Source organism: candidate division WOR-3 bacterium, from assembly GCA_039801085.1.
Taxonomy (GTDB): domain Bacteria; phylum Hydrothermota; class Tepidihabitantia; order Tepidihabitantales; family Tepidihabitantaceae; genus JAOABP01.
This window is the reverse complement of record JBDRTY010000001.1, coordinates 495,488-516,775: the sequence shown is the minus strand read 5'-3', so window position 1 is coordinate 516,775 and position 21,288 is coordinate 495,488. Positions and strand designations below refer to the sequence as shown.

Below are 21,288 nucleotides of genomic sequence, written 5' to 3'. Positions count from 1 at the left end.
CACTAATCCCCGATACGCTCGGCAGAACCGCGCCTGATCAACTGCCCAGAAATCAGATTTGCCACCTCAATTACATCAATTTTGCCGTCGGCAAGCTCCATACTTAACTGTGAACCGTTGACCAGAACAGTTTCACCGGAATTGGTCCGATACCGTCCTTTCGCTCGACCGTGAAGTGCAACCTGCCGGAGAGACTGGTCTTTAAGATAAAATACGACGGTATCGCCTTCCGCCGATCCGGAGCTGTCCTTTACTTTCGGACTTCCCCAAGCAACCCCGGAATCCGCAGCGGGGTGGAAAACCGCAGAATCACACACGAGTTCCCCCGCTCCCGATCGCACTCGCACATTACCACTTGCTCTAAACTGCCCTTCGACATCGTTATAATCCATCGTGGTTGCCGTAACCTCAACCTCCGTTTCCTGCTGCTCAGGGTTAATCGTTAAAATCGGTTCCGAATCCACCATTCCCTGTCGTGATTTCAGAAAATAACAGCCCCTTTTGCCGTTAACCACAAACTCTCCGCGCCTGTCTCGCAATTCCAAGCCTGCTGGCGCCTGAATCCTACCCGCAACAAACGAATATTCGAGTACCGGTGCTCGGATCTCAACCGATTCTTCCTGCACCGTAATTAACCTCCCGGGCCGGGCGTAAAGCCTGGAGTGACGTTGAGAAAAATCATATTCCACTGAATCTGCCTGTACATAAACCTCAGATGTTTTAATCCAGACCGAATCCCAGAGAACCGCCCGATCCCGCCCCGGTGACAGCTGGGCATTCCGGCTGCAGATCACTGTTCCACGATCAGAAATCGCAACACTCTCTCTGAGAACCATCGCTTGCATACCTCCAATCCGCACAACCTCCATTTTCCGGGCATAAATCTCTGCTCCGCTCAAAACCGTAACGGCAGACAGCGCAATCAGTAAGACGGGATTAGGGTTCAAATTCATAATTGGAACTCCCGTACACTTCACTGAGAATCTCAATTTTATTCAGCTGGGCATCTGCAACCAGTCCGGTACCGGCGATCTGCCCCTGTGAGGTCTCGATCACAATTCCGGCCTGTGTATGAATCAGGCGCCGGGAATTACTCCACGCAAGCGAATCTGTCCGCAGTGTCATGCTATCACCGGTAATCACACATACATGCCCCCGCGCCACTAGGTCCTCACTTCTAATCCAGACTGTCCCGGCATCGGCTACAAGCCGGGAATAAGGCTGCTCATCATCACCGTAAAAAATAACTTCCAGAGTTTCCACATCAATCCGGGATTCATTTTCCCAGACCGTCGCCAGCCGGGCACTTAATCGGTAAAGACGCCTGCCGCTCACCGATTCATCCAACTCAAAATCCCGGACAACCTGATTGGGCAATTTGTAGCTCTCAAATCTTCCCTCTTCCTCCTTGCAGCCAACAAGAAACAGTAGTGAGAGATACAGGACCTTGGAGCAGACAGCAGAAAAAAATCTCATCTGGTCAACCGGACTCATCTCAGGAAACCGCCCCAGCCTTTCCCCAGAATATCCATTCTGCTGGCCGTTCCCGCACCATCTGAACCAGTGCCCGGATACATCCCTCAGGACCTTCGGGTTCAAAAACCCGGACCCGCAGGCGTCCGTGATCCCAATAACAGAACACGGGTATCACACCGCAACCGCGTCTCCTTCCGAAGGCGAACGGCAGTGCCGGGATCCGGAAAGTCACTCCATCTAGGACGATCTGAATCCGTGTTCCCCGTGCAGTATTGTCCAGCATGAACCCAGTTATTCCGGGCCGCCGCAACTGCTCAATCAGCATCCTTGCCCGATTAATCACCTTGATACCGGTCTTCGAACGCAACCGCCTGACCATCAGGTTAAATCTTTTGTCGTGCATATCGCCTACTATTACTGCTACATCCTGCCCGTGACCCCGGTAAATTCCGGGCAGAAATTCCCAGACCCCAAAATGAAAAGAAGCCATGATCCATGCCGATTGACCACCTGTCTGTACACTCCCATCGTCAATATTTTCCCTGTAAATGACCGCACTGTCAATTAATTTATTGCCGGCTGGCGTCCCCAGCTTGGCCATCAGTGCCAGATTCCTGCCGATACACCAGCCGTTTCTCAGCCAGAACCACCGATTTCGGCTGCCCAGAAGCAGACGCTGATTAATCTCAATCTCCCGGCGATAATCGTGCCGAAAAAAAAGATAGATTACGGTGAAAATCCTTGCAACCGCAATCGCCAGTTCAAGCGGCAGCCCCCGCACTAGCAGCAGAACCGCGCTGAGCAAATTCATAACTTGCCTTTAAAAATGAAGTAAACAGGGGGTGTGGTGCCAGTGGCCGCGACTTGAACTCCGGATGGAATTGAGTAGCGATAAAAAATGGGTGGTTGCGCAACTCAATCATTTCCACCAGTCTACCGTCCGGCGACATACCGGAAGCGATCAGCCCGTAGCGTGCAAAGAGCTCAAGAAAGCGGTTGTTAACCTCATACCGGTGCCGGTGCCGCTCCCATACAAGACGCCGCCGGTAGCATCCGAACGCCAGGCTTGGCTTCCTGATGGCACAGGGATAGGCACCAAGACGCATTGTCCCGCCCTTAATACGCTTTCCCCGCTGAGCCGGCATCAGATGAATTACCGGATAACGGGTCTTGGGGGCAAACTCGGTTGAATTGGCACCCTTGAGTCCGCAAACATTGCGCGCAAACTCAATGACCGCGACCTGAAGTCCAACACAAAGCCCCAGAAAGGGCACCCCCTGCTTCCGGCAGAAGGTAATTGCCGCCATCTTCCCCTCCATGCCCCGCACTCCGAAACCGCCCGGGACAATGATGCCGGCAAACCGGCGCAACCGTGCCCCAACATTCGCCGGTGACAGCTCCTCGGCTTCAACAAACTCAATCTCCGGCCTTACTCCCACCGCAGCTCCAGCATGAACAATCGCCTCGATCACCGACTTGTAGGCATCTCTCAGCTGGACATATTTGCCGCACAAACCTATCGCTACGGTACTCTGGGCCTGACTTTGCCGCCGGACAAACTCCCGCCAAGGCTTCATGTCTACCCGACTCTTCCGTTTCAACCCCAGCTTCCTTACAATCAAATCATCCAGACCCTGCCGCTGAAACACCAGCGGAATCTCGTAGATGTTTTTCACATCAATTGCCTCAATCACAGCCTCGGGCTCCACATTACAGAAGAGAGCAATCTTTTCCTTGGCATCCGGGGGAAGCGGCTTTTCTGCCCGGCAAAGCAGAATATCCGGCTGAATACCGATTTCGCGCAACTTGTTCACCGAATGCTGAGTCGGCTTGGTTTTGAATTCCCCGGCGCTCGGAACAAACGGCACGAGCGTCAGATGGATATAGAGCACATTTTCCCTGCCCTCCTCAAGCGCAAACTGACGCGCCGCTTCCAGAAAAGGCAGCCCCTCAATGTCGCCGACGGTACCGCCGATCTCGGTAAGCACTACATCTTGGCCCCGGGCAACCTTCCGGATCCGCTCTTTGATCTCACCGGTAATATGGGGCACAACTTGAATCGTCCTGCCCAGATATTCCCCCCGGCGCTCCTTTTCAATCACCGCAGAATAAATCTGCCCGGCGGTCAGGTTATTATCCCGGCTGAGATTACGGTTGATAAACCGCTCATAATGCCCCAGATCCAGATCGGTTTCTGCACCATCATCGGTAACAAATACCTCACCATGCTGAAACGGATTCATCGTTCCTGGGTCAACATTGATATACGGATCAAACTTCAGGGGCATCACCTGCAGCCCGCGACTCTTGAGCAGCAGTCCGATCGAAGCGGTAGCAATTCCCTTTCCCAGCGAAGAAACGACCCCGCCGGAAATAAATATGTATTTCGGCACCTAAGCTCCCGACACAGTCACGGTGCCCGAAGACTGATACTCAGACATTAACCCTGACGCTGATTATGCTTGGGTTCGCGTTTACAGATCACCCGCACTACCCCCTTGCGTTTCACAACCTTGCAATGGGCGCAGCGCTTCTTCACTGAGGAACGCACTTTCATTTTTTCTCTATCTCCTTTCTGCCGAGAACATGCTAAATCTACTTGAACCGATAAACGATTCTCCCCCGGTTTAAATCATAGGGAGAAAGCTCAACTGTAACCCGGTCGCCGGGCAGAATCTTGATCCAGTGCATCCGCATCTTGCCGGAAATATGCGCCAGCACGGAGTGCCCGGAGTCCAGCTGTACACGGAAAGTAGCATTGGGCAGTGCCTCGGTCACCACCCCTTCAACCTGAATCATATCCTTTTTTGCCATAACCGCTCTTATTGTTATACCGGTTCAACAACTCCAGTCAATATTTCCGGCTCATCATCAGTCACCAGTACGGTATTTTCATAATGTGCCGAAGGCTTCCCGTCAGCGGTCACCACGGTCCAGCCGTTCTTTAATGTCCGGACCGCCGGTCCACCCATATTCACCATCGGCTCAATCGCCAAGGTCATGTTTTTTTCCAACCTTCGGCCGCTGCCCGGCTTGCCGAAATTGGGAATCGTCGGCTCCTCATGCAGCTCAACCCCGACTCCGTGGCCGTGCAGTTCCCGGACGACTGAATATCCCTGCGCCTCAACATAACGCTGGATTGCCGCACTGATGTCACCAACCCGGAATCCGGCCCGGCAGAACTTCAGTCCCTCATAAAATGCAGCCTCAGTTACCCGCACCAGTTGCACTACCGCGGGTTCAACCCTGCCGACAAAAAATGTCCGGGCGCCGTCGGCAATCAGACCGTCTTTGGTTACCCCGACATCCACCTTTACAATATCCCCGTCATTCAATACCCTGGAGTCAGGAATACCATGCACCACTTCATCGTTCACGCTGATACATACCCCGGCAGGAAAACCCCGGTAACCCAGGAAGGTCGGCACCCCACCGGCACTCCGGATATAGTCAATACACACCGCCTCCAGCTCCTTAAGTGTAATCCCGGGCACCACCACCTCTGCAACCCGCTTCAGGACACTCGCGACAATTCTGCCCGCAATTCTCATTCCCGCCACCTCGGCATCGCTTTTGATATAAAGTGCCATCACTCATCTCAACTGCTCAACCAGCTGTTTCAGCTCCGCAAACACCCGGTCCCGTCCCAGACTCCCGTCCAGTCGCACCAGCTTTCCCTGCCGTTCATAATAATCAATCAACGGGCTGGTCTGCTCGGCATAAACCCGTAACCGTGAACGAATTGTTTCCTCCTGATCATCGGCACGCTGATAAAGTTCGCCGCCGCACACATCGCAGACACCGGCATTTTTCGGAGGACTGAAACTCAGATTATAAATCCGGCTGCAATTTCTGCATTGCCGGCGGCTGGAAAGCCGGCGCACCACCTCATCATCGCTCAAATCAATCAGTACCGCCCGATCAACCTGCACACCCAGCCGTTTCAGGAGTTCATCGAGCCCGGTCGCCTGTGGCATGGTCCGGGGAAATCCGTCAAACGCAATTGACTGCTGCCCATGCTGTCGGACGAACTCTTCGACGACCGCCAGGACGACCCCATCCGGCACCAGTGCACCTCTTGCCACATAACTTTCAACCTGCCGGCCCAGTTCGGTTCCCTGACTGATCTGTTCCCGGAAAACCTCGCCGGTGGAATAATGGACAAACCCCAACTGACTTGCGAGCAGCTCCGCTTGTGTTCCCTTACCCGAACCGGGAGGTCCAAGAAGCACTAAACGCAATATCCTTTCACTCATTGTTCTGCTCCGTTTAGTTTATCCATCATTCTAACCGGCAATTTCAGTTCAGTCAAGGAATCCCCCGCATATTTGACACCCATCAAAAATAATATTAATATGATATCTGTGAACCACGGACGGGTCTGGGCAGAAATTGACCTTGACGCCCTCAGACACAACATCGCTCAGGTACGCTCGGCAATCGGCAACGGTAAACTGCTCTTTGCGATCAAAGCCGACGCCTATGGTCACGGACTGCGGGAAATAGCCCGTGCCGCCCAGAATTTTGTCGACGCCTTCGGTGTTGCCAGTGTTGAAGAAGGGGTCAGCTGCCGCCATGCCGGCGTCGCTGATGTGCCCGTACTGATCCTCTCCCCAATCCCCGAAAAGGAAATCCCCGAACTGTTTGAATACCGGCTGATACCAACGGTATCGGATGAACAGTTTGCGCTTGCCCTCGCTCAGGAGGCACAACGGCGGCAGACCTCAATTCCGGTCCACATCGAAGTCGACACCGGTATGGGCAGAACCGGCGTCAGCCTGAACCAAGCGCTCGATTTCATCACCAGGGTTACCAGCCTGCCTGGTATCACCCTTGCCGGCGTTTTCACCCATTTTCCGGCTGCCGATACTGACATCCACTTCACCCGCCAGCAGGTCCGGGAGTTCAACCGGGTGACTGCCCAGCTTGAGCATCGGGGCATAACCGGATTTCTGCGTCATGCGGCAAATTCTGCCGGCTGCCTCAACATTCCGGAGGCACAGCTGGACATGGTCCGCCCCGGACTTATGCTCTACGGCATTATGCCATTGAGTTACCACTTCGGCCATCGCCAGGCACCATTCACCTTAAAACCGGTAATGAGTCTGCGCTCCCGGATTGTCAATCTGCGGGAATTTCCTGCGGGCACATCAATCAGCTATGAACGCAACTACTTCACTACCCGCGACTCGCGGATTGCGGTCATCTCTGCCGGTTACGGTGACGGCTATCCCCACTCGCTCACAAACAAGGGCTACTGCCTGCTCCACGGCCGAAAAGTGCCGGTAGTTGGCAATGTCTCGATGGACCTCACGATGCTCGATGTCACGGATGTGCCCGACGCCCGCCTCGGCGATATTGTTACCCTGCTCGGCTCAGCTGACGGCAAGAAAATCTGCGCCAACGAACTGGCGCTGCTTGCGGGCACAATTCCCTATGAAATCATCTGCCGGGTGAGCCCACGCGTGCCCCGCATCTATCTGCAGGATGGCAAAGTGGTTCATATTAAAACATTATTAAATTATGACTGAACAGCATGACCATGAATCCTGTGCCGGCGAACCGCCGCCGAGCCTGAACGGTCTAATCCTCACCCTTACCGCCACTGCCCTTGCCTATCTCGGTCAGCCGGTAAACCCGGACGGCAACAACCCGGAACCCGACTTTCGTCTTGCCCGTTATACTATCGATACGATCCAGATGCTCAAGGAAAAAACTGAAGGAAACCGCACTAACGAGGAAACCGAGCTCATTGACGATGTTCTGACCCAGCTCCGTCTTATATATATCCAGAAAACCGGCTCCGGAACGTAGACTCGGCTTAGGGGCATAACCGGCACTGCACGGAGTAAAAGAACCAACACCGGGTTTACGCCGGGGGTGAACTCCCTCATTTTTATAATTATCAGCCGGGACCGTGTTGCTAAAATGTTGCAAATCAGTAAGTTATCTTAAAAGCCATCTTTTCCGCGCACCCGGAAATGGGAAATTAGGCCGCTGCCGCCAATATAACTGTAATATGGAGGTTTTACTGCAAATCTTGACTATTGTTATCAGGATGCTTATAATCACCAAAAGGAATTCATATGCCAAAAAGAACTTATCAACCGTCAAAGATCAGGCGTAAACGGACGCATGGCTTTCGCGCCCGGATGAAAACCGTCGGTGGCAGAAGAGTGCTTGCCAACCGCCGGCGTAAGGGCAGACACCGTCTGACCGTATGAACATAACCGTGCCCTTCCGGCACAATTACTCCGATGCGCGAAAGTCTCAAGCGGGTGGAAATTGTCCGGCACCGCCGGGCAGTCATCTCCATTACCCAGCAGGGACAGCGGATTGCTTCATCCCTTTTTACCTTAAAATATCTTAAAACTGAACCTCGCAATTTTGGCCGGCGCATCGCCTTCCATTTAAGCTCAAAAATCCGTGGTGCGGTGATCCGCAACCTGCTGAAACGCCGGCTGCGGGAAATTTACCGTCGCAACAAGGAATGGTTACCGGCAGGTTATGATTACATTGTCCAAGTCCGACCCGGAGCAGAAAATCTCAGCTTTGAAGCTTTGAAACAAGAGATAAGAAAACTTTTTGAGGAGGTATCAGCATGCTCACAAAACTCGTCGTGCTCCTGATCCGGGGATATCAGCTGACTTGGGGAACAGTTCTGCCTAGGTCCTGCCGGTTTTACCCTACCTGCTCTGAATATGCGCTCGAGGCGATATCCCGGCATGGAGTCCGCGCCGGCACCTGGCTGGCGCTGAAACGTATCCTCAGATGCCACCCTCTGAATCCGGGAGGGTATGACCCAGTTCCGGAAAAAACCTCAGTAAAACAAAGGATGATAGAACGATGAATTCCGACAACCTCAGGATGCTTGTCGGCTTTGCCATTATCATGGTAATCCTCATCCTATGGCAGCTTCTGCTTCCAGGCCGGACCCGAACCACTCCACTACCAGCACCGGCACCGGTCGAATCGCTGATCGTCCAGTCCCAACCCCAGACACCGGTACTTACCACTCCTACCGAACCTGAATATCAATACCCGGAAACCAGCTTCACCCTGAGTAACCGGTTTCTTGAGGTTACGATCTCTAGCCGTAGTGCCGCAATCAACTCCTGCTATCTGAAAAACTACCGCGTCCAGCTGATTCCCGAAGGACAGACGATTCTGGGTATAAAGGAACTTGCGCAGTCCCTGCTGAGTGGATATCAGACCACCGACACCTCCCTAACTCTGCAGTATCACACCGCCCCGGGAAGATTGACCCTCACTTGGCTAATCGGCGATGACTACACCCTGCAGCTTCTGCTGGATGCCGAATCCACCCTCAATCGACTCACTTTTGATGCCCGTGGCGGCATCGCCACCACCGAGGCAAACCTGAAGGAAGACCTTGCCAATTTTCATTTCTATGCCCGCACATCGGGTAAGGTGCATCAGATTGCTGCCTTGAATCTCCGGCGCAAGCCGTTCAGTGCAGTGGCTGACTGGGCGGGACTGAAATCCAAATACTTCTTTGCCGCTCTGGTGAATCAGACCGGCATCGACTCCTGCCGGGCTGAGGCACTGCCTGATGGTAGAATCGGAATGCAGGTAACCCACACAATCAGCAAAAACCCTGCCCGTTATCTGATTTACCTCGGACCGATTGAATACAACCGGCTACGCCGGTTTGGTCTCGGATTTGAGAATGTGGTCAGTCTCGGCTGGCTTAAACCGATTGCCCTCGCAATCCTGTTTATCCTCCGGCTGTTCTATCAGCTCGTACGCAACTGGGGCGGGGCGATCGTCCTTTTTTCGCTCGTGATGAAACTGATATTCTATCCCCTTACCCGGACTCAGACCCGCCAGATGCGCCAGCTCCAACTTTTGCAGCCAAAATTGGAGGAGCTCAAAAAGAAATACAAGGACGATCCGCAACAGCTCAATCAGGAAACTATGCGCCTTTATCAACTCTACCGGGTCAATCCGCTTTCCGGCTGTCTGCCGCTGCTGGTTCAGATGCCGGTCTTCTTTGCCCTCTATGCGGTCCTGCGCAATTTCATTGAACTACGGGGCGCAGGTTTTATTCTCTGGCTCAGGGACCTCTCCCAGCCTGATACACTGTTCGGACACATTCCGAGAGGTGTACCACTGGTCGGGGGCTTTGCGCTCGGACTGCTCCCGATTCTGATGGGGGTATCATTCATCGCCCAGAACCTGCTGACTGCCACTGACAAAAAGAACTGGGCACTCACGGTAATCTTTCCGATCTTCATTACTGCAATCTTTCTCAATCTTTCCAGCGGATTGCAGTTATACTGGTTTATCTATAATATACTCTCAATTGGCGAGAGTCTGATCGCAACCAAAGGAGGATCACTATGGCAGAAAATCAGAAAAGCCCCGAACCCGGGGGGGAATTAAATCCGGCGATCCAGGCCGATGCCCAATTTGCACCCGAAGTTCCGGCTTCTGAAGAAGAGCATATCGCCCGGGTGATCGAGGAACTGATCAACCACATCGGCATCCGGGCAAGGGTTGAGGTCAACCGGACAGACGAAGGCTATCTGGCGAACATCAAAACCAAGCGGGCAAGTGCAATTCTGATTGGCAGACGCGGTGCCACACTCAAGGCACTGCAGCATCTCGTGCGCACAATTGTCCGACGCCGGTTCCCGGAAATTGCGCCGATTACCGTGGATGTTGCAGGCTATCTCCAGCGGCGGGACAACTTCCTGCGTAAGAAGGCGCTGGCGGTTGCCAAAATCGTCACCGAGACCCGACGGGAGATGGCGCTCGACTTTCTGAGCGAGAAGGAAATGGCGGTAGTCCAGGATGCACTTGCGACCATGCCCCAGGTGCGGGTATATGCGGTCGGCACCGGCTCCCGCCGCAATGTCATCATCGCACCACAGGAAACCGTACCCTCGACAGGAACGAAGGGCTGACGCAATCTGCGGTCAATGACAGAGGATACGATTGTTGCCCCCGCAACCCCCAGCGGAGTTGGCGGGATCGCGGTCATCAGAATCTCCGGGCCCGACACCTTTGCACTGCTGGAACGGCTCATACCCGGCCAGAATTTTCAAGCCCGGCCCGGCTACACCGCCCGCCTGTGCTGGCTCCGGGATGAAAAAGGGGAATTAATTGACCAAGTAATGATCACCGTTTTCCACGCTCCACGCTCCTATACTGGAGAAGATATGGCAGAAATCTCATCTCACGGCAGCCCGCTGATTGTGGACCGGATCGTCCGGATGTGCCGGCGTCTGGGTGCCCGTCTTGCTCAGCCGGGCGAATTCACCCGGCGCGCGGTTCTCAATCGGAAAATGAGCATTTCCAGAGCCGAAGCGGTAGCAGGAATTGTCCATGCCCGGAACTGGCGCGCACTGCGCGTCGCCATCAACGCCTACAACGGTGCCACCGCCAAGCTTGTTAATCATCTGCAGGAACCGCTTTATCAGCTGTGCGCTGAACTGGAGTACCGGCTGGGTTTTGCCGAAGAGTCCCACCCGGGAAAACCCGGATTCAATTTAGCCACTATTGACCGCAAAATTCAGCGGCTTATCACCGAACTTGACCGGAAAATCAGTCAGGCAGAAGCCACTAACCGGCTCTTTGAGCCGGTGACGGTAGCGATCGTGGGCAGAGCCAATGTCGGCAAATCCAGTCTGTTCAATTGTCTTCTGCAAGAAAAGCGGGTTCTGACCAGCCCGATCCCCGGCACAACTCGGGATCGAATCGAAGCCCGTCTTGACCTGAGTGGAATAACGGTCCGGCTCATTGACACCTGCGGTTATCATCCTGATGCCCGCAACCCGCTCACCCGCCGGGGCACGGTTGAGACTTCCAAGGCGATTGCCGAGGCGGATCTGGTGCTAATCATCTTTGACCGCTCGATGCCAGTCCGACCGCTTGACCGGGAGATTTTAACCCGGATTGCCGACAAACCTAAAATTCCGGTGCTTAATAAGTCGGACCTCACACCGCGGTTCCAGCCGGCAGAACTCGGCCTGAAAAATCCGGTGACGGTCTCCTGCAAAACCGGCGAAAATCTGAATCTCCTGCGCCGACGCCTACACCGGGAACTGATGGTTGCCAGTGCAACCTGTCCAGTCTTCACTCAACGCCAGATTGAATGTCTTACCCGCTGCCGGGATGCGCTCCGCGCAGGCATCAGGAGTGAAAATCTGGAAACCCGCCTGTTTGAAGTCCGGACCGCACTCGATGCGCTCACCGCAATTGACCAGCCGGTTACATCCGATGCGATTCTCAACCGGATATTTGAAAATTTCTGCGTCGGCAAATGATCAATCGCATCCTGCTCGCACTCTCAAGTCCGGTCCGGTTCCGACCCGCCGCCCGCTGGACCGTCAGCCTTGCCGCCCGTCTGAATGCCCACCTGTTTGCAGTCTACCTGCTGCCGGCTGACACCGGTTCAGACCGCACCGGTCCGGAGGAATTAAGAACCAGCAGAATTCGGAAACACTCATCGGAAGAAGAAAAGGCTTGGCAGGTACTCTATGAAATTGAGGATCAATCCTTTAATCAGAACGTCCGGGTTTCACTTTTGCTGGAAACCGGCGAGCCGCTGGCACGCCTTGCTCAACTTTGTGAAAGTTACAGGATTGACCTGCTGGTCGTGAGTGCCGAAACTCCCTTTTCCCCCGAACATCTGCTCCGGCACTCTCAAAAACCGGTCGTATTTTTCAAAACGGACAAGGAGGAGTAATGCCCAAAAAAGTGTCCGAACTGCTGCTACCTGCGGCAGTTATCCTGAAACTCAACAGCCGGGAAAAGTCGGCGGTCATTGCAGAACTCACCGCACCGCTGGTTACCGCCGGCCTGGTCACCAGCGAACAAGAATTCATTTCCGCAATCATGCGCCGGGAAAATCTTGAAAGCACTGGAATCGGTTTTGGTGTCGCCATACCTCATGCCCGGACCAATGCGGTCCGGGAAGCGGTGATCGCCTTTGGCCGTTCCGAAACCGGAGTGGACTTCTCCAGTCTGGATGGCAAATTGTCCCATCTTATTTTCCTGATCGCCGCTCCGGAAGCGCTCAAACGTGAGTATATCTGGACACTGGCAAAACTTTCCAGTCTGCTGCGCCGGGAGGAGGTCCGGAACGGACTGCTCCAAGCAGGTTCAGTGGACGAAGTCTATGCCATCATTGAGCAGTATGAACGCCTGTAATCCCATTGTCCGGATTTTGGGTAACTGCCGGCTGGAAGTGATACTCGGCGACATCACTGACCAAGATACTGAGGCAATCGTCAATGCTGCCAACAACCACTTCTGGATGGGTGGTGGTGTCGCCGGTGCCATCAAACGCCGCGGCGGAGCCGAGATTGAACAGGAGGCAATGAAACTCGGACCGGTTGAACCGGGAGCAGCGGTAACTACCAGCGCCGGCAGATTGAAGGCTAAGTTCTGTATCCATGCTGCGGTCATGGAGCAGGATCTGGTTACGAATGCGGAATTGATTACCTGTGCTACCAGCAGTGCCCTCCAGGAAACCGCACGGCTGAAGATCAGATCGGTTGCCTTTCCCGCATTGGGCACCGGCGTTGGTGGATTCGCCGTGCCGGCATGTGCCCGGCTGATGCTTGCTGCTGCATTGCGCCACTGCCAGAAACATCAATACCCCGAACTGATACGTTTTGTCCTTTTCGAGCCGGCTGCGTTTCAGGCATTTGCTCAGATATTAAGCTCACTTCCAGAGACTCCATGACCGAAATACCGGCGGTCTACTTTCTTGCCCGCTGCCGCCAGCTCCTGTCCGACCGGTTTGCAGAACTCAGGCTGGAACTGACGCCGGCAGAAATCCGCACCGGAGAACCTGAAATTGATGCCGATCTGGCAGTTCCAGTATTCAGACTGGCAAAAACAGTCCGCAAATCACCGGAGGAACTGGCGCACCAAATTGCAGAAACACTGAATCTTACCGGCACACCATTTGCAGCCATCAGTGCCAGTCGCGGCTATGTCAACCTCAAGTTTCAGCCCTACGAACTGGCCCGTCGGGTCTTTGAGGATTATCATGGGATTTCACCGGGGTTTTCGGGTCAGTCACCGGAACGCTACGGCAGTTTCACCTTTGGAACCGGCAAGACCATTGTCATCGATTATTCTTCCCCGAACATTGCCAAACCCTTTTCCGTGGGCCATCTCCGTTCAACTGTGATCGGTCAGGCGCTTTACAACATCTACTCCTTTCTCGGTTACAGGGTGATTGGTGACAACCACCTGGGTGACTGGGGAACCCAGTTTGGCAAACTCCTCTGTGCCTATGAAATGTGGGGGGATGCCGCGGAACTGAGCCGCAGCTCCACCCGGCACCTGCTGGACCTATATATCCGGTTTCATCAGGAGGCAAAAGAAAAACCTGAGCTCGAAAAGAAGGCACGAGAATGGTTCCGGCGACTAGAGACCGGTGATCCGGTCGCCCGTACCCGCTGGCAGGAGTTTGTCCGGCTGAGTCGGCAGGAATTTGAACGGGTTTATCAACTGCTTGGAGTCCGATTTGATCACACCCTCGGCGAAAGCTTCTATGCCCCCCGGTTGCAATCGGTTATTAACCGGGCACTCCGGCTCGGAATTGCCCGGCGGGAAAAACCGCCTGCTACCGTGACTGCCGGTGAAGAGACGGTTAGTGCAGAGGAAACAGTGGTCCTGATCCCGCTTGACCGTTTTGGTATCAAGGTTCCCCTGCTTCTTCAGAAATCGGACGGCACCAGCCTCTATGCCACCAGAGAAATCGCCACCGCAGAATACCGGATTGAAGAATGGCACCCGGAAAAGATTCTTTATGTGGTCGGCAATGAACAGGAGTTCTACTTCAAGCAGTTCAGTGCCGCAATGAAACTTTTGGGCTATGACGTCCCCTGCATCCATGTGAACTTCGGTCTCATCCGTCTGCCCGAAGGCAGGCTTTCCACCCGTGCCGGCCGGTTCATCCTGCTGGAAGATGTAATTCATGAAGCAATCGAACGGGCAATGGCAATCATTCAGGGACGCGACCTGCCCGAATCAGAAAAGGAGGAAATTGCCCGCCGGGTCGGAGTCGGTGCCATCAAGTATGCTGATCTTTCCCAGAACCGGGTGAAGGAGGTAGTCTTTGACTGGAACCGGATGCTTGCGCTTGACGGTGACTCCGGCCCTTATCTGCAGTATGCCTATACCCGCACCCGGTCAATCATGAGAAAGGCGGGCAACCCGGAAATTGCGGACTTCCACCCGGAAACGCTCGTTGCCCCGGAAGAATTAAATCTGCTTAAACAGATTGCCCTGTTCCCGGATGCTGTAATCGCAGCTGCCCAGAATTATGAACCTCATCGTATCGCCAATCGTATCTACCGCTTAACCCGTGATTTTTCAGTTTTTTATGACCGCATTCCGGTCCTGACTGCACCGAGCCCGGAATTGAAGCGCAGTCGGCTGGTGCTCGTGGAAATGGTCGGCACCGTCATCAGAACCGGCCTGAAACTCCTAGGAATTGAAGTCATGGAACGCATGTAAACCTCCTGCGCAGCATCAGGAGTCAAATAGTTATGAACCCCGTCTATTTTGACCATGCAAACTCCACCCCGGTCCTGCCCGAAGCGGTTACAGCAATGCAACCCTATCTGAATCAGCAATTCGGTAATCCCTCAAGCCTGCACCGATTCGGTGACCCGCCGCGTCAAGCAATCGAACAGGCCAGAAATCAGGTCGCTCGACTCATCAATGCAGCACCGGAATCAATAATCTTCACCAGCTCTGCAACTGAGAGCAACAATCTGGCACTAAAGGGCTTGGCACTTGCCCATCAGAACAAAGGAAAACATATCATCATTTCCGCTATTGAGCACATTTCGATTATCGAACAAACCCGCACGCTCAAACGACTCGGTTTTGAAATTACCACCCTGAAGGTTGATCAGTGGGGCAGGGTTGACCCGCAGGAGCTCCGGGAAGCAATCAGACCGGACACGATTCTGGTCTCGGTGATGCATGCGAATTACGAAATCGGCACGATTCAGCCCGTTGAACAACTGGCTGCAATTTGCCGGGAGCGGGGAATTCTGTTTCATTCGGACGGCACTGCTGCAGTCGGCAGAATTGCGATTGATGTCGCCCGGCTGGGAGCGGACGCCTATACCTTCTCTGCCCAGTCAATTTACGGTCCAAAGGGGGCAGCTATCCTCTATCTCAAACCCGGCACCAGGATCAACCCTCTGATCGAAGGCGGATTTCAGGAAAAGGGACGTCGCGCCGGAACTGAGAATGTTGCAGCCATAGCAGGAATGGGCAAAGCAGCAGAAATCGCCCAGATACATCTCCCCGACTGGCGGAAAAACCTCGACCGACTCGGTAAACGTCTGTATCAGGAACTGCCCACCCGCGTTGAACGAATTATCTTCACCGGACACCCTGTCAACAGACTGCCCGGTGTTGTCAGCATGTGCATAGAGTTTGTAGAAGGCGAAGCACTGCTGCTTTCCCTCGATGATACGGGAATTGCCGCTGCCTCCGGCTCCGCCTGTACCGCTCGCACCCTCAAAGCCTCACATGTGCTTTTGGCGCTGGGCATTAACCATGCAGTCGCTCAATCCTCACTGCTGTTGACACTGGGCAAGGACAACACCGACGCAGACATTGACTATTTTCTTGACCAGCTGCCACCGATTGTCAGCCGTCTGCGCAGCATCTCCCCGCTTTACGCCCGTTATCTCCGGGGAGAAAACCCCTATGAATTCAAAGCTGGACAAAATCATTATCATGAAGAAAATTAAGGAGCAGACATGTATTCAGAAAAAGTAATGGAGCACTTTCGCAACCCCCGTAATGTTGGGGAGATTGAAAATGCGGATGGAGTCGGCGAAGTTGGCAATCCGGTCTGTGGTGATATGATGACCTTCTACATCAAAGTGGAAAATGACATAATTACCGATGTCAAGTTTAAAACCTTCGGGTGTGGTGCTGCAATTGCGGTATCATCAATGGTGAGTGAAATGGCAAAGGGCAAGACAATTGAAGAAGCGCTCAAGATCACCAATGAGCAGGTGGCAAAGGAACTCGGCGGCCTGCCACCTAATAAGATGCACTGTTCCAATCTTGGTGCTGATGCCCTTCACGCTGCAATCCAGGACTATCTGCAGCGCCGGCAGCAGAGTGCAACTGGCTGTCGCTGCCCCTACTGTGACCGGCCGCTTACGGAAGGAGAAACAGTCTGCCAGCCCTGCCAGACCAAGATAAACTTCTGTCCGCACTGTGGCAAACCGTTGCCCCGGAACACCACGGTCTGCCCCGAATGCGGCGGTAAAATCGACAAATAGGAAGGGAGGCTCATGCCTTTTAAGAAAATCAGCGGTAAGAACAACAAACATCAAGTTATCTTATTTGCGCTGTCCACCTGCGGCTGGTGCCGGATGACCAAGGAGCTGTTCAACAGTAACGGGATCGAATACGAATTCATCGACGTTGATCTCACATCCGGACCGGAACGGGAGGAGATCATCAAACGTGTGCGCCAGCTCAATCCCCGCGGCTCATTTCCAACAATTCAAATTGATGATCAGGTAGTCGTCGGCTATGATGAAGAAAGAATCCGGGAACTGCTGGAGATTTGAATATGACTGAAGAATTTCCGCCTGAAGTCGTCAAGCTTTACGAACAACTGAAAAAAGAAGCGGAAGAAGCCGGCTATAACCTGAATCCAGACCGGAATTTCACGCTTGGCTTGGTTGCCGCCCTGCTGACCAATGAAAAAAGATACGGTTACCGTGCCTGCCCGTGTCGACTTGCGCTGGGAGACAAGGAAAAAGACATTGACATCATCTGCCCCTGTTATTACCGCGATGCCGATCTGGAGGAGTTCGGTGCCTGCTACTGTGCTCTTTATGTATCTGATGACTGGATCGCAGGCAGGATCCGGAAAGGTTCAATACCTGAAAGAAGACCGGCTCAGTTCTTCATCTCCGGTTATGCCGAACCGGCACCTGTTACGAACACCGGGGAAATGACAAAACTGTCGCTGCCGGTATGGCGCTGTAAAGTATGCGGCTATCTGTGCGCCCGTCCGGAACCTCCGGGAAAATGCCCGATCTGCAAGGCAGGAAAAGAGCGTTTTGAACGCTTTATTTGAGCGATGCTGATCGTAGAAATCAGTGTTGTTCCAGTAGGCACGGGAAATCCCGGTGTGAGTAAATACATTCGCACCGCAGTGGAAATAATAAAAAGCAGCGGGTTGAACTATTCGATAAATCCCATGGGCACATGTGTCGAAGGCGAGTGGGATGAGATTTTTTCTACTTTAAAAAAGATTCATGACCGGCTGGCTGCTATGGGATGTCAGCGTCTGGTTACAACAATCAAGATAGATGACCGCAGGGACAGAAATCAGACCATGCAGGATAAGGTGAGCAGGGTCAGCCCCTGACCCTGCTCACCATTAATGGGGCATCCCAACCACTCACAACCGTCCCATATAGAACCGGTTACGAATGCCACCCACGAATCTTCGTATTCGGTGTATGTTGTTTCCCAGAATTGAGACATTTAAACTCCTTACACAATTACCATTATATAGCATGCAACTCCCGTACCAGCCTGAATTTGGTAGCTTATCTTATTCAGAATCAATGAAATAGAAAATATGGTCGTCATCTAGAACGTATGCAGTGTATCACTGCATGAGACATGTAACTGTTGATGCAATGATACATTTTATCAGTAACTCAGTAACTCTGTAAAAGATGCCATTACATTAATATCAGGCGTAACCGAGTTGAATGGTCGAAAACATGGGTGTTAAATTACGGGCGACTTTCTTGACACCAGTTTACCATTTTGTATAATGATTTTGAATTCTGATGGCATCCGAGGCAAGATTCAATTTTTAGTTGGTAATTCCCGGTTAACATCTTTTTCGTTTATCGGGAAACAAAACCGGTCAGTAAGGAGCAAATATGACACAGGAAGAGCTTAAAAACAAGAAAATAACCGAATTGTATGAGATTGCCGAATCACTCGGGATTCCTGATTACCGGGAAAAACGCAAACCCGGTCTGATTATGGCAATACTTGAGGCGGAAGCCCGGCAGCGGGCAACAGAGGGAAACGAGGGGGGGGTTCAGGTCGATGGCGTGCTGGAAATCCTTGAGGATGGGTTCGGATTTTTGCGTTCACCGGAATACAGCTATCTGCCTTCCTCGGACGATATCTATGTCTCCCCCTCGCAGATCAAGAGGTTCGGACTGCGCACGGGTGATACCATTACCGGCATCGCCCGTCCGCCCAAGAACAGCGAACGCTATTTCGCCCTGCTGAAAATTGAAACGATAAACGGCACGCCCCTGACCGAAGAACGGCCCCGGATACCTTTTGACGCATTAACCCCGCTCTATCCTCAGGAACGCATCCATCTTGAGATTCCGGAAAAGAACGACCTCTCAATGCGAGTCGTTGACCTTTTCACCCCGATCGGCAAAGGACAGCGTGGACTGATTGTTTCCCCGCCCCGGGCCGGAAAAACCGTGCTCCTGCAGAAAATCGCCAACAGCATTACCCAGAATCATCCGGAAATTAAACTAATCATTCTGCTCATCGATGAACGCCCGGAGGAAGTAACTGATATGGAACGGTCAGTTAAAGCTGAAGTCATCAGCTCAACATTTGATGAAGTCCCCGAACGCCATGTCCAGGTTGCTGATATGGTTTTGGAAAAGGCGAAACGGCTGGTGGAGAACAAACATGATGTTGTCATCCTGCTGGACTCCATCACCCGGCTTGCCCGTGCCCATAACCTGGTAGTGCCTCATTCAGGCCGCACCCTTTCCGGCGGTCTGGACTCCAACGCCCTGCAGAAACCGAAAAAATTCTTCGGCTCTGCCCGAAATATTGAAGAAGGTGGCAGTCTGACGATCATTGCCACCGCCCTGATTGAAACCGGCTCGCGGATGGACGAGGTTATATTTGAGGAATTCAAGGGGACCGGCAATATGGAGCTCATTCTTGACCGCCGGCTTGCAGACCGCCGGATCTTTCCCGCCATCGACCTCCAGCGTTCCGGCACCCGGAAGGAGGAACTGCTGCTGAATGAATTTGAGCTCAACCGCATCTGGGTGCTGCGCAAACTCCTCGCCGAACTCAATCCGGTGGAAATGATGGAATTCGTCCTTGACAAAATGCGCCTGACCAGGAATAATAAAGAGTTTCTGGAATCAATGAGTGAAAGTTAAAAAGGAGTCATACCATGAAGGAAAAAATTCATCCACCATACGGTGAGTGTGTTGTCACCTGTGCCTGTGGTAACACATTCAAAACCCGTTCCACAAAACCGAAGCTTCATGTCGAGATCTGTTCTGCCTGCCATCCGTTTTTCACTGGCAAGCAGAAGATTGTCGACACTGCCGGCCGGGTGGAGAAATTCCGGCGCCGTTACAAGCAGAACGCCGATACCGGCGAAAAGAAATAAACTGTCGCCGTGTCCGAACAGTTAAATCAGCTTGCCGCACGGTTCCGTGACCTTGCGGCATTTCTTTGAAATCGAAAAACTGCGCAACGAACGCGCAAAACTGCGCGAACAGTCTGCCTCCGCCGACTTCTGGAACAACCCGCACAACGCCCAAACAGTGATGCGCCGGCTTGCCCAGCTGGACGATCTGATCAGTCGGATGGAAAAACTGGAGCGGGAAATTAACGAAATCCGGGAACTTGAGGAGCTTTTCGCCGAAGAAACCGATACCCAGATCGCTGACGAACTTGCCTCGCAGCTCAGGGAAGTGGAAAAAGAATTCAACCAGCTCGAAGAACGGGCACTTTTCAATTCTCCGGAAGACAGCAGAAATGCCATCCTTTCAATCCACCCTGGTGCCGGGGGCACCGAGTCCTGTGACTGGGCGGAAATCCTGTTCCGGATGTACCTCCATTACATTGAAAATCAGGGACTGAAATACGAAATTCTTGATTTACAGCTCAACGAAGAAGCCGGGATCAAAGATGCAACAATCGAAGTAAGTGGTCCTTACGCCTACGGACTGCTTAAATCGGAAATGGGAGTTCACCGGCTGGTACGGATTTCGCCCTTCGACGCCAATCGCCGACGCCACACCAGCTTCACTGCTGTAACGGTGCTCCCGGAAGTGGATGAAATTGAAGTGGAACTGAACCCCAATGACCTTAAGATCGACACCTTCCGGGCAGGCGGGCACGGCGGTCAGAATGTCAACAAAGTCAGCTCGGCGGTCCGGATTACTCATATACCGACCGGAATCGTTGTCACCTGCCAGAACGAGCGTTCCCAGTTCCAGAATAAACAGAATGCCCTCAAGGTCCTTCGTGCCCGGTTGTATGATTACTACCGTCAACAGCAGCGGGTAGAACTGGAAAAATTTGAGGCCGCAAAAACCGATATCGCTTGGGGACACCAGATCCGCTCCTATGTCCTCTTTCCCTATCAGCTGGTGAAGGACCATCGCACGGGTTATGAAACCCGGGATGTCGAAAAGGTGCTGTCGGGAGAAATTGATGAATTTGTCCGCGCCTATCTCACCCGGTTCAACCGTCAGCACACCGGTGCTGTCCGCCCGTAATTTTCTTGACAACCGGTTCTACTTTCGCTATTAAATATAAACTTTAATTCAAGGAGGAATAACATGAAGGTATCGGTCGATCGGGAACTTTGTACCGGCTGCGGACTGTGTGTCGACACCTGTCCAGATATCTTTGAACTGGATGGCGACCTTGCCCGGGCAAAGGTGGAGATTGTGCCCGAAGCAGCAGAAGACTGCGTGCAGCAGGCAGCGGAAGACTGCCCGGCAAGTGCAATCAAAGTAGAGTAACGGA

29 protein-coding genes are annotated in these 21,288 nt (G+C 53.1%); 21 read left to right on the top strand and 8 right to left on the bottom strand.

Features of this window, described 5'->3' with window-relative positions; genetic code table 11:
- Positions 1–2: 2 nt before the first annotated feature.
- The 8 genes from ABIK48_02440 to ABIK48_02405 are packed head-to-tail and all read right to left on the bottom strand — an operon-like array spanning position 3 to position 5,732.
- A complete protein-coding gene (locus tag ABIK48_02440; protein MEO0021016.1) occupies positions 3–953 on the bottom strand; it encodes a hypothetical protein in 951 nt (316 codons plus the stop codon).
- Complete coding sequence (gene lptC, locus ABIK48_02435; protein ID MEO0021015.1) at positions 937–1,494, bottom strand: LPS export ABC transporter periplasmic protein LptC; 558 nt, start codon at positions 1,492–1,494, stop codon at positions 937–939. The genes ABIK48_02440 and lptC overlap by 17 nt, the downstream gene beginning before the upstream one ends.
- Before the next feature lies 1 nt (position 1,495).
- Positions 1,496–2,287, bottom strand: a complete 792-nt coding sequence (locus ABIK48_02430) for a hypothetical protein (GenBank protein MEO0021014.1) — start codon at positions 2,285–2,287, stop codon at positions 1,496–1,498.
- A complete protein-coding gene (locus tag ABIK48_02425; GenBank protein ID MEO0021013.1) occupies positions 2,238–3,869 on the bottom strand; it encodes a CTP synthase in 1,632 nt (543 codons plus the stop codon). The genes ABIK48_02430 and ABIK48_02425 overlap by 50 nt, the downstream gene beginning before the upstream one ends.
- A gap of 47 nt (positions 3,870–3,916) precedes the next feature.
- Positions 3,917–4,033 carry a 50S ribosomal protein L36 gene (rpmJ, locus tag ABIK48_02420; GenBank protein ID MEO0021012.1) on the bottom strand — a complete coding sequence of 39 codons (117 nt, stop codon included), beginning with the start codon at positions 4,031–4,033 and terminating at the stop codon, positions 3,917–3,919.
- A 38-nt stretch (positions 4,034–4,071) separates the two neighbouring features.
- Positions 4,072–4,290: a translation initiation factor IF-1 gene (gene infA / locus ABIK48_02415; protein ID MEO0021011.1), complete on the bottom strand. Its 219-nt coding sequence runs from the start codon at positions 4,288–4,290 to the stop codon at positions 4,072–4,074.
- 14 nt (positions 4,291–4,304) lie between these two features.
- Complete coding sequence (gene map / locus ABIK48_02410; GenBank protein MEO0021010.1) at positions 4,305–5,066, bottom strand: type I methionyl aminopeptidase; 762 nt, start codon at positions 5,064–5,066, stop codon at positions 4,305–4,307.
- Positions 5,067–5,069: 3 nt separating this feature from the next.
- Complete coding sequence (locus tag ABIK48_02405) at positions 5,070–5,732, bottom strand: adenylate kinase (protein ID MEO0021009.1); 663 nt, start codon at positions 5,730–5,732, stop codon at positions 5,070–5,072.
- Between the two features lie 108 nt (positions 5,733–5,840).
- Between ABIK48_02405 and alr the strand changes: the two genes are divergently transcribed.
- The 21 genes from alr to ABIK48_02300 all read left to right on the top strand — a co-directional run bounded on the left by alr (position 5,841) and on the right by ABIK48_02300 (position 21,284).
- Positions 5,841–7,007, top strand: a complete 1,167-nt coding sequence (gene alr, locus ABIK48_02400) for an alanine racemase (protein MEO0021008.1) — start codon at positions 5,841–5,843, stop codon at positions 7,005–7,007.
- Positions 7,000–7,290 carry a DUF1844 domain-containing protein gene (locus ABIK48_02395; protein MEO0021007.1) on the top strand — a complete coding sequence of 97 codons (291 nt, stop codon included), beginning with the start codon at positions 7,000–7,002 and terminating at the stop codon, positions 7,288–7,290. Before alr ends, ABIK48_02395 begins: the two co-directional genes overlap by 8 nt.
- A 272-nt stretch (positions 7,291–7,562) precedes the next feature.
- Positions 7,563–7,700: a 50S ribosomal protein L34 gene (gene rpmH / locus ABIK48_02390; protein ID MEO0021006.1), complete on the top strand. Its 138-nt coding sequence runs from the start codon at positions 7,563–7,565 to the stop codon at positions 7,698–7,700.
- A 33-nt stretch (positions 7,701–7,733) separates the two neighbouring features.
- Positions 7,734–8,105: a ribonuclease P protein component gene (gene rnpA / locus ABIK48_02385; protein MEO0021005.1), complete on the top strand. Its 372-nt coding sequence runs from the start codon at positions 7,734–7,736 to the stop codon at positions 8,103–8,105.
- A complete protein-coding gene (gene yidD / locus ABIK48_02380) occupies positions 8,078–8,326 on the top strand; it encodes a membrane protein insertion efficiency factor YidD (protein ID MEO0021004.1) in 249 nt (82 codons plus the stop codon). The genes rnpA and yidD overlap by 28 nt, the downstream gene beginning before the upstream one ends.
- A complete protein-coding gene (locus ABIK48_02375; GenBank protein ID MEO0021003.1) occupies positions 8,323–9,882 on the top strand; it encodes a YidC/Oxa1 family insertase periplasmic-domain containing protein in 1,560 nt (519 codons plus the stop codon). Before yidD ends, ABIK48_02375 begins: the two co-directional genes overlap by 4 nt.
- A complete protein-coding gene (locus ABIK48_02370) occupies positions 9,840–10,406 on the top strand; it encodes a hypothetical protein (protein MEO0021002.1) in 567 nt (188 codons plus the stop codon). Before ABIK48_02375 ends, ABIK48_02370 begins: the two co-directional genes overlap by 43 nt.
- A gap of 15 nt (positions 10,407–10,421) precedes the next feature.
- Positions 10,422–11,768 (top strand): tRNA uridine-5-carboxymethylaminomethyl(34) synthesis GTPase MnmE, encoded by a 1,347-nt coding sequence (mnmE, locus tag ABIK48_02365; protein ID MEO0021001.1) that lies wholly within the window; start codon positions 10,422–10,424, stop codon positions 11,766–11,768.
- Complete coding sequence (locus tag ABIK48_02360; GenBank protein ID MEO0021000.1) at positions 11,765–12,190, top strand: universal stress protein; 426 nt, start codon at positions 11,765–11,767, stop codon at positions 12,188–12,190. Before mnmE ends, ABIK48_02360 begins: the two co-directional genes overlap by 4 nt.
- Complete coding sequence (locus tag ABIK48_02355) at positions 12,190–12,654, top strand: PTS sugar transporter subunit IIA (protein MEO0020999.1); 465 nt, start codon at positions 12,190–12,192, stop codon at positions 12,652–12,654. The genes ABIK48_02360 and ABIK48_02355 overlap by 1 nt, the downstream gene beginning before the upstream one ends.
- Positions 12,641–13,192: a macro domain-containing protein gene (locus ABIK48_02350; GenBank protein MEO0020998.1), complete on the top strand. Its 552-nt coding sequence runs from the start codon at positions 12,641–12,643 to the stop codon at positions 13,190–13,192. The genes ABIK48_02355 and ABIK48_02350 overlap by 14 nt, the downstream gene beginning before the upstream one ends.
- Complete coding sequence (gene argS, locus ABIK48_02345; GenBank protein MEO0020997.1) at positions 13,189–14,979, top strand: arginine--tRNA ligase; 1,791 nt, start codon at positions 13,189–13,191, stop codon at positions 14,977–14,979. The genes ABIK48_02350 and argS overlap by 4 nt, the downstream gene beginning before the upstream one ends.
- A gap of 32 nt (positions 14,980–15,011) precedes the next feature.
- A complete protein-coding gene (locus ABIK48_02340) occupies positions 15,012–16,235 on the top strand; it encodes a cysteine desulfurase family protein (protein ID MEO0020996.1) in 1,224 nt (407 codons plus the stop codon).
- Between the two features lie 9 nt (positions 16,236–16,244).
- Positions 16,245–16,778, top strand: a complete 534-nt coding sequence (gene nifU, locus ABIK48_02335; GenBank protein ID MEO0020995.1) for a Fe-S cluster assembly scaffold protein NifU — start codon at positions 16,245–16,247, stop codon at positions 16,776–16,778.
- Positions 16,779–16,790: 12 nt separating this feature from the next.
- Positions 16,791–17,072 carry a glutaredoxin family protein gene (locus ABIK48_02330; GenBank protein MEO0020994.1) on the top strand — a complete coding sequence of 94 codons (282 nt, stop codon included), beginning with the start codon at positions 16,791–16,793 and terminating at the stop codon, positions 17,070–17,072.
- Between the two features lie 2 nt (positions 17,073–17,074).
- A complete protein-coding gene (locus ABIK48_02325; GenBank protein ID MEO0020993.1) occupies positions 17,075–17,587 on the top strand; it encodes a ferredoxin-thioredoxin reductase catalytic domain-containing protein in 513 nt (170 codons plus the stop codon).
- A 3-nt stretch (positions 17,588–17,590) separates the two neighbouring features.
- A complete protein-coding gene (locus ABIK48_02320; protein ID MEO0020992.1) occupies positions 17,591–17,881 on the top strand; it encodes an MTH1187 family thiamine-binding protein in 291 nt (96 codons plus the stop codon).
- 529 nt (positions 17,882–18,410) lie between these two features.
- Positions 18,411–19,682, top strand: a complete 1,272-nt coding sequence (gene rho / locus ABIK48_02315) for a transcription termination factor Rho (protein ID MEO0020991.1) — start codon at positions 18,411–18,413, stop codon at positions 19,680–19,682.
- A gap of 14 nt (positions 19,683–19,696) precedes the next feature.
- A complete protein-coding gene (gene rpmE / locus ABIK48_02310; GenBank protein MEO0020990.1) occupies positions 19,697–19,918 on the top strand; it encodes a 50S ribosomal protein L31 in 222 nt (73 codons plus the stop codon).
- Positions 19,919–19,964: 46 nt separating this feature from the next.
- Positions 19,965–21,035: a peptide chain release factor 2 gene (gene prfB / locus ABIK48_02305; GenBank protein MEO0020989.1), complete on the top strand. Its 1,071-nt coding sequence runs from the start codon at positions 19,965–19,967 to the stop codon at positions 21,033–21,035.
- 63 nt (positions 21,036–21,098) lie between these two features.
- Positions 21,099–21,284, top strand: a complete 186-nt coding sequence (locus ABIK48_02300; GenBank protein ID MEO0020988.1) for a ferredoxin — start codon at positions 21,099–21,101, stop codon at positions 21,282–21,284.
- The last annotated feature ends 4 nt before the right edge of the window (positions 21,285–21,288 follow it).

What these genes read in the sequence shown, in the direction of transcription:
- ABIK48_02440 (MEO0021016.1), bottom strand. Translation starts at nt 953, where the DNA reads ATGAATTTGAACCCTAATCCCGTCTTACTGATTGCGCTGTCTGCCGTT.
- lptC (MEO0021015.1), bottom strand. Translation starts at nt 1,494, where the DNA reads ATGAGTCCGGTTGACCAGATGAGATTTTTTTCTGCTGTCTGCTCCAAG.
- ABIK48_02430 (MEO0021014.1), bottom strand. Translation starts at nt 2,287, where the DNA reads ATGAATTTGCTCAGCGCGGTTCTGCTGCTAGTGCGGGGGCTGCCGCTT.
- rpmJ (MEO0021012.1), bottom strand. Translation starts at nt 4,033, where the DNA reads ATGAAAGTGCGTTCCTCAGTGAAGAAGCGCTGCGCCCATTGCAAGGTT.
- infA (MEO0021011.1), bottom strand. Translation starts at nt 4,290, where the DNA reads ATGGCAAAAAAGGATATGATTCAGGTTGAAGGGGTGGTGACCGAGGCA.
- map (MEO0021010.1), bottom strand. Translation starts at nt 5,066, where the DNA reads ATGGCACTTTATATCAAAAGCGATGCCGAGGTGGCGGGAATGAGAATT.
- ABIK48_02405 (MEO0021009.1), bottom strand. Translation starts at nt 5,732, where the DNA reads ATGAGTGAAAGGATATTGCGTTTAGTGCTTCTTGGACCTCCCGGTTCG.
- ABIK48_02395 (MEO0021007.1), top strand. Translation starts at nt 7,000, where the DNA reads ATGACTGAACAGCATGACCATGAATCCTGTGCCGGCGAACCGCCGCCG.
- rpmH (MEO0021006.1), top strand. Translation starts at nt 7,563, where the DNA reads ATGCCAAAAAGAACTTATCAACCGTCAAAGATCAGGCGTAAACGGACG.
- rnpA (MEO0021005.1), top strand. Translation starts at nt 7,734, where the DNA reads ATGCGCGAAAGTCTCAAGCGGGTGGAAATTGTCCGGCACCGCCGGGCA.
- yidD (MEO0021004.1), top strand. Translation starts at nt 8,078, where the DNA reads ATGCTCACAAAACTCGTCGTGCTCCTGATCCGGGGATATCAGCTGACT.
- ABIK48_02375 (MEO0021003.1), top strand. Translation starts at nt 8,323, where the DNA reads ATGAATTCCGACAACCTCAGGATGCTTGTCGGCTTTGCCATTATCATG.
- ABIK48_02370 (MEO0021002.1), top strand. Translation starts at nt 9,840, where the DNA reads ATGGCAGAAAATCAGAAAAGCCCCGAACCCGGGGGGGAATTAAATCCG.
- mnmE (MEO0021001.1), top strand. Translation starts at nt 10,422, where the DNA reads ATGACAGAGGATACGATTGTTGCCCCCGCAACCCCCAGCGGAGTTGGC.
- ABIK48_02360 (MEO0021000.1), top strand. Translation starts at nt 11,765, where the DNA reads ATGATCAATCGCATCCTGCTCGCACTCTCAAGTCCGGTCCGGTTCCGA.
- ABIK48_02355 (MEO0020999.1), top strand. Translation starts at nt 12,190, where the DNA reads ATGCCCAAAAAAGTGTCCGAACTGCTGCTACCTGCGGCAGTTATCCTG.
- ABIK48_02350 (MEO0020998.1), top strand. Translation starts at nt 12,641, where the DNA reads ATGAACGCCTGTAATCCCATTGTCCGGATTTTGGGTAACTGCCGGCTG.
- argS (MEO0020997.1), top strand. Translation starts at nt 13,189, where the DNA reads ATGACCGAAATACCGGCGGTCTACTTTCTTGCCCGCTGCCGCCAGCTC.
- ABIK48_02340 (MEO0020996.1), top strand. Translation starts at nt 15,012, where the DNA reads ATGAACCCCGTCTATTTTGACCATGCAAACTCCACCCCGGTCCTGCCC.
- nifU (MEO0020995.1), top strand. Translation starts at nt 16,245, where the DNA reads ATGTATTCAGAAAAAGTAATGGAGCACTTTCGCAACCCCCGTAATGTT.
- ABIK48_02330 (MEO0020994.1), top strand. Translation starts at nt 16,791, where the DNA reads ATGCCTTTTAAGAAAATCAGCGGTAAGAACAACAAACATCAAGTTATC.
- ABIK48_02325 (MEO0020993.1), top strand. Translation starts at nt 17,075, where the DNA reads ATGACTGAAGAATTTCCGCCTGAAGTCGTCAAGCTTTACGAACAACTG.
- ABIK48_02320 (MEO0020992.1), top strand. Translation starts at nt 17,591, where the DNA reads ATGCTGATCGTAGAAATCAGTGTTGTTCCAGTAGGCACGGGAAATCCC.
- rho (MEO0020991.1), top strand. Translation starts at nt 18,411, where the DNA reads ATGACACAGGAAGAGCTTAAAAACAAGAAAATAACCGAATTGTATGAG.
- rpmE (MEO0020990.1), top strand. Translation starts at nt 19,697, where the DNA reads ATGAAGGAAAAAATTCATCCACCATACGGTGAGTGTGTTGTCACCTGT.
- ABIK48_02300 (MEO0020988.1), top strand. Translation starts at nt 21,099, where the DNA reads ATGAAGGTATCGGTCGATCGGGAACTTTGTACCGGCTGCGGACTGTGT.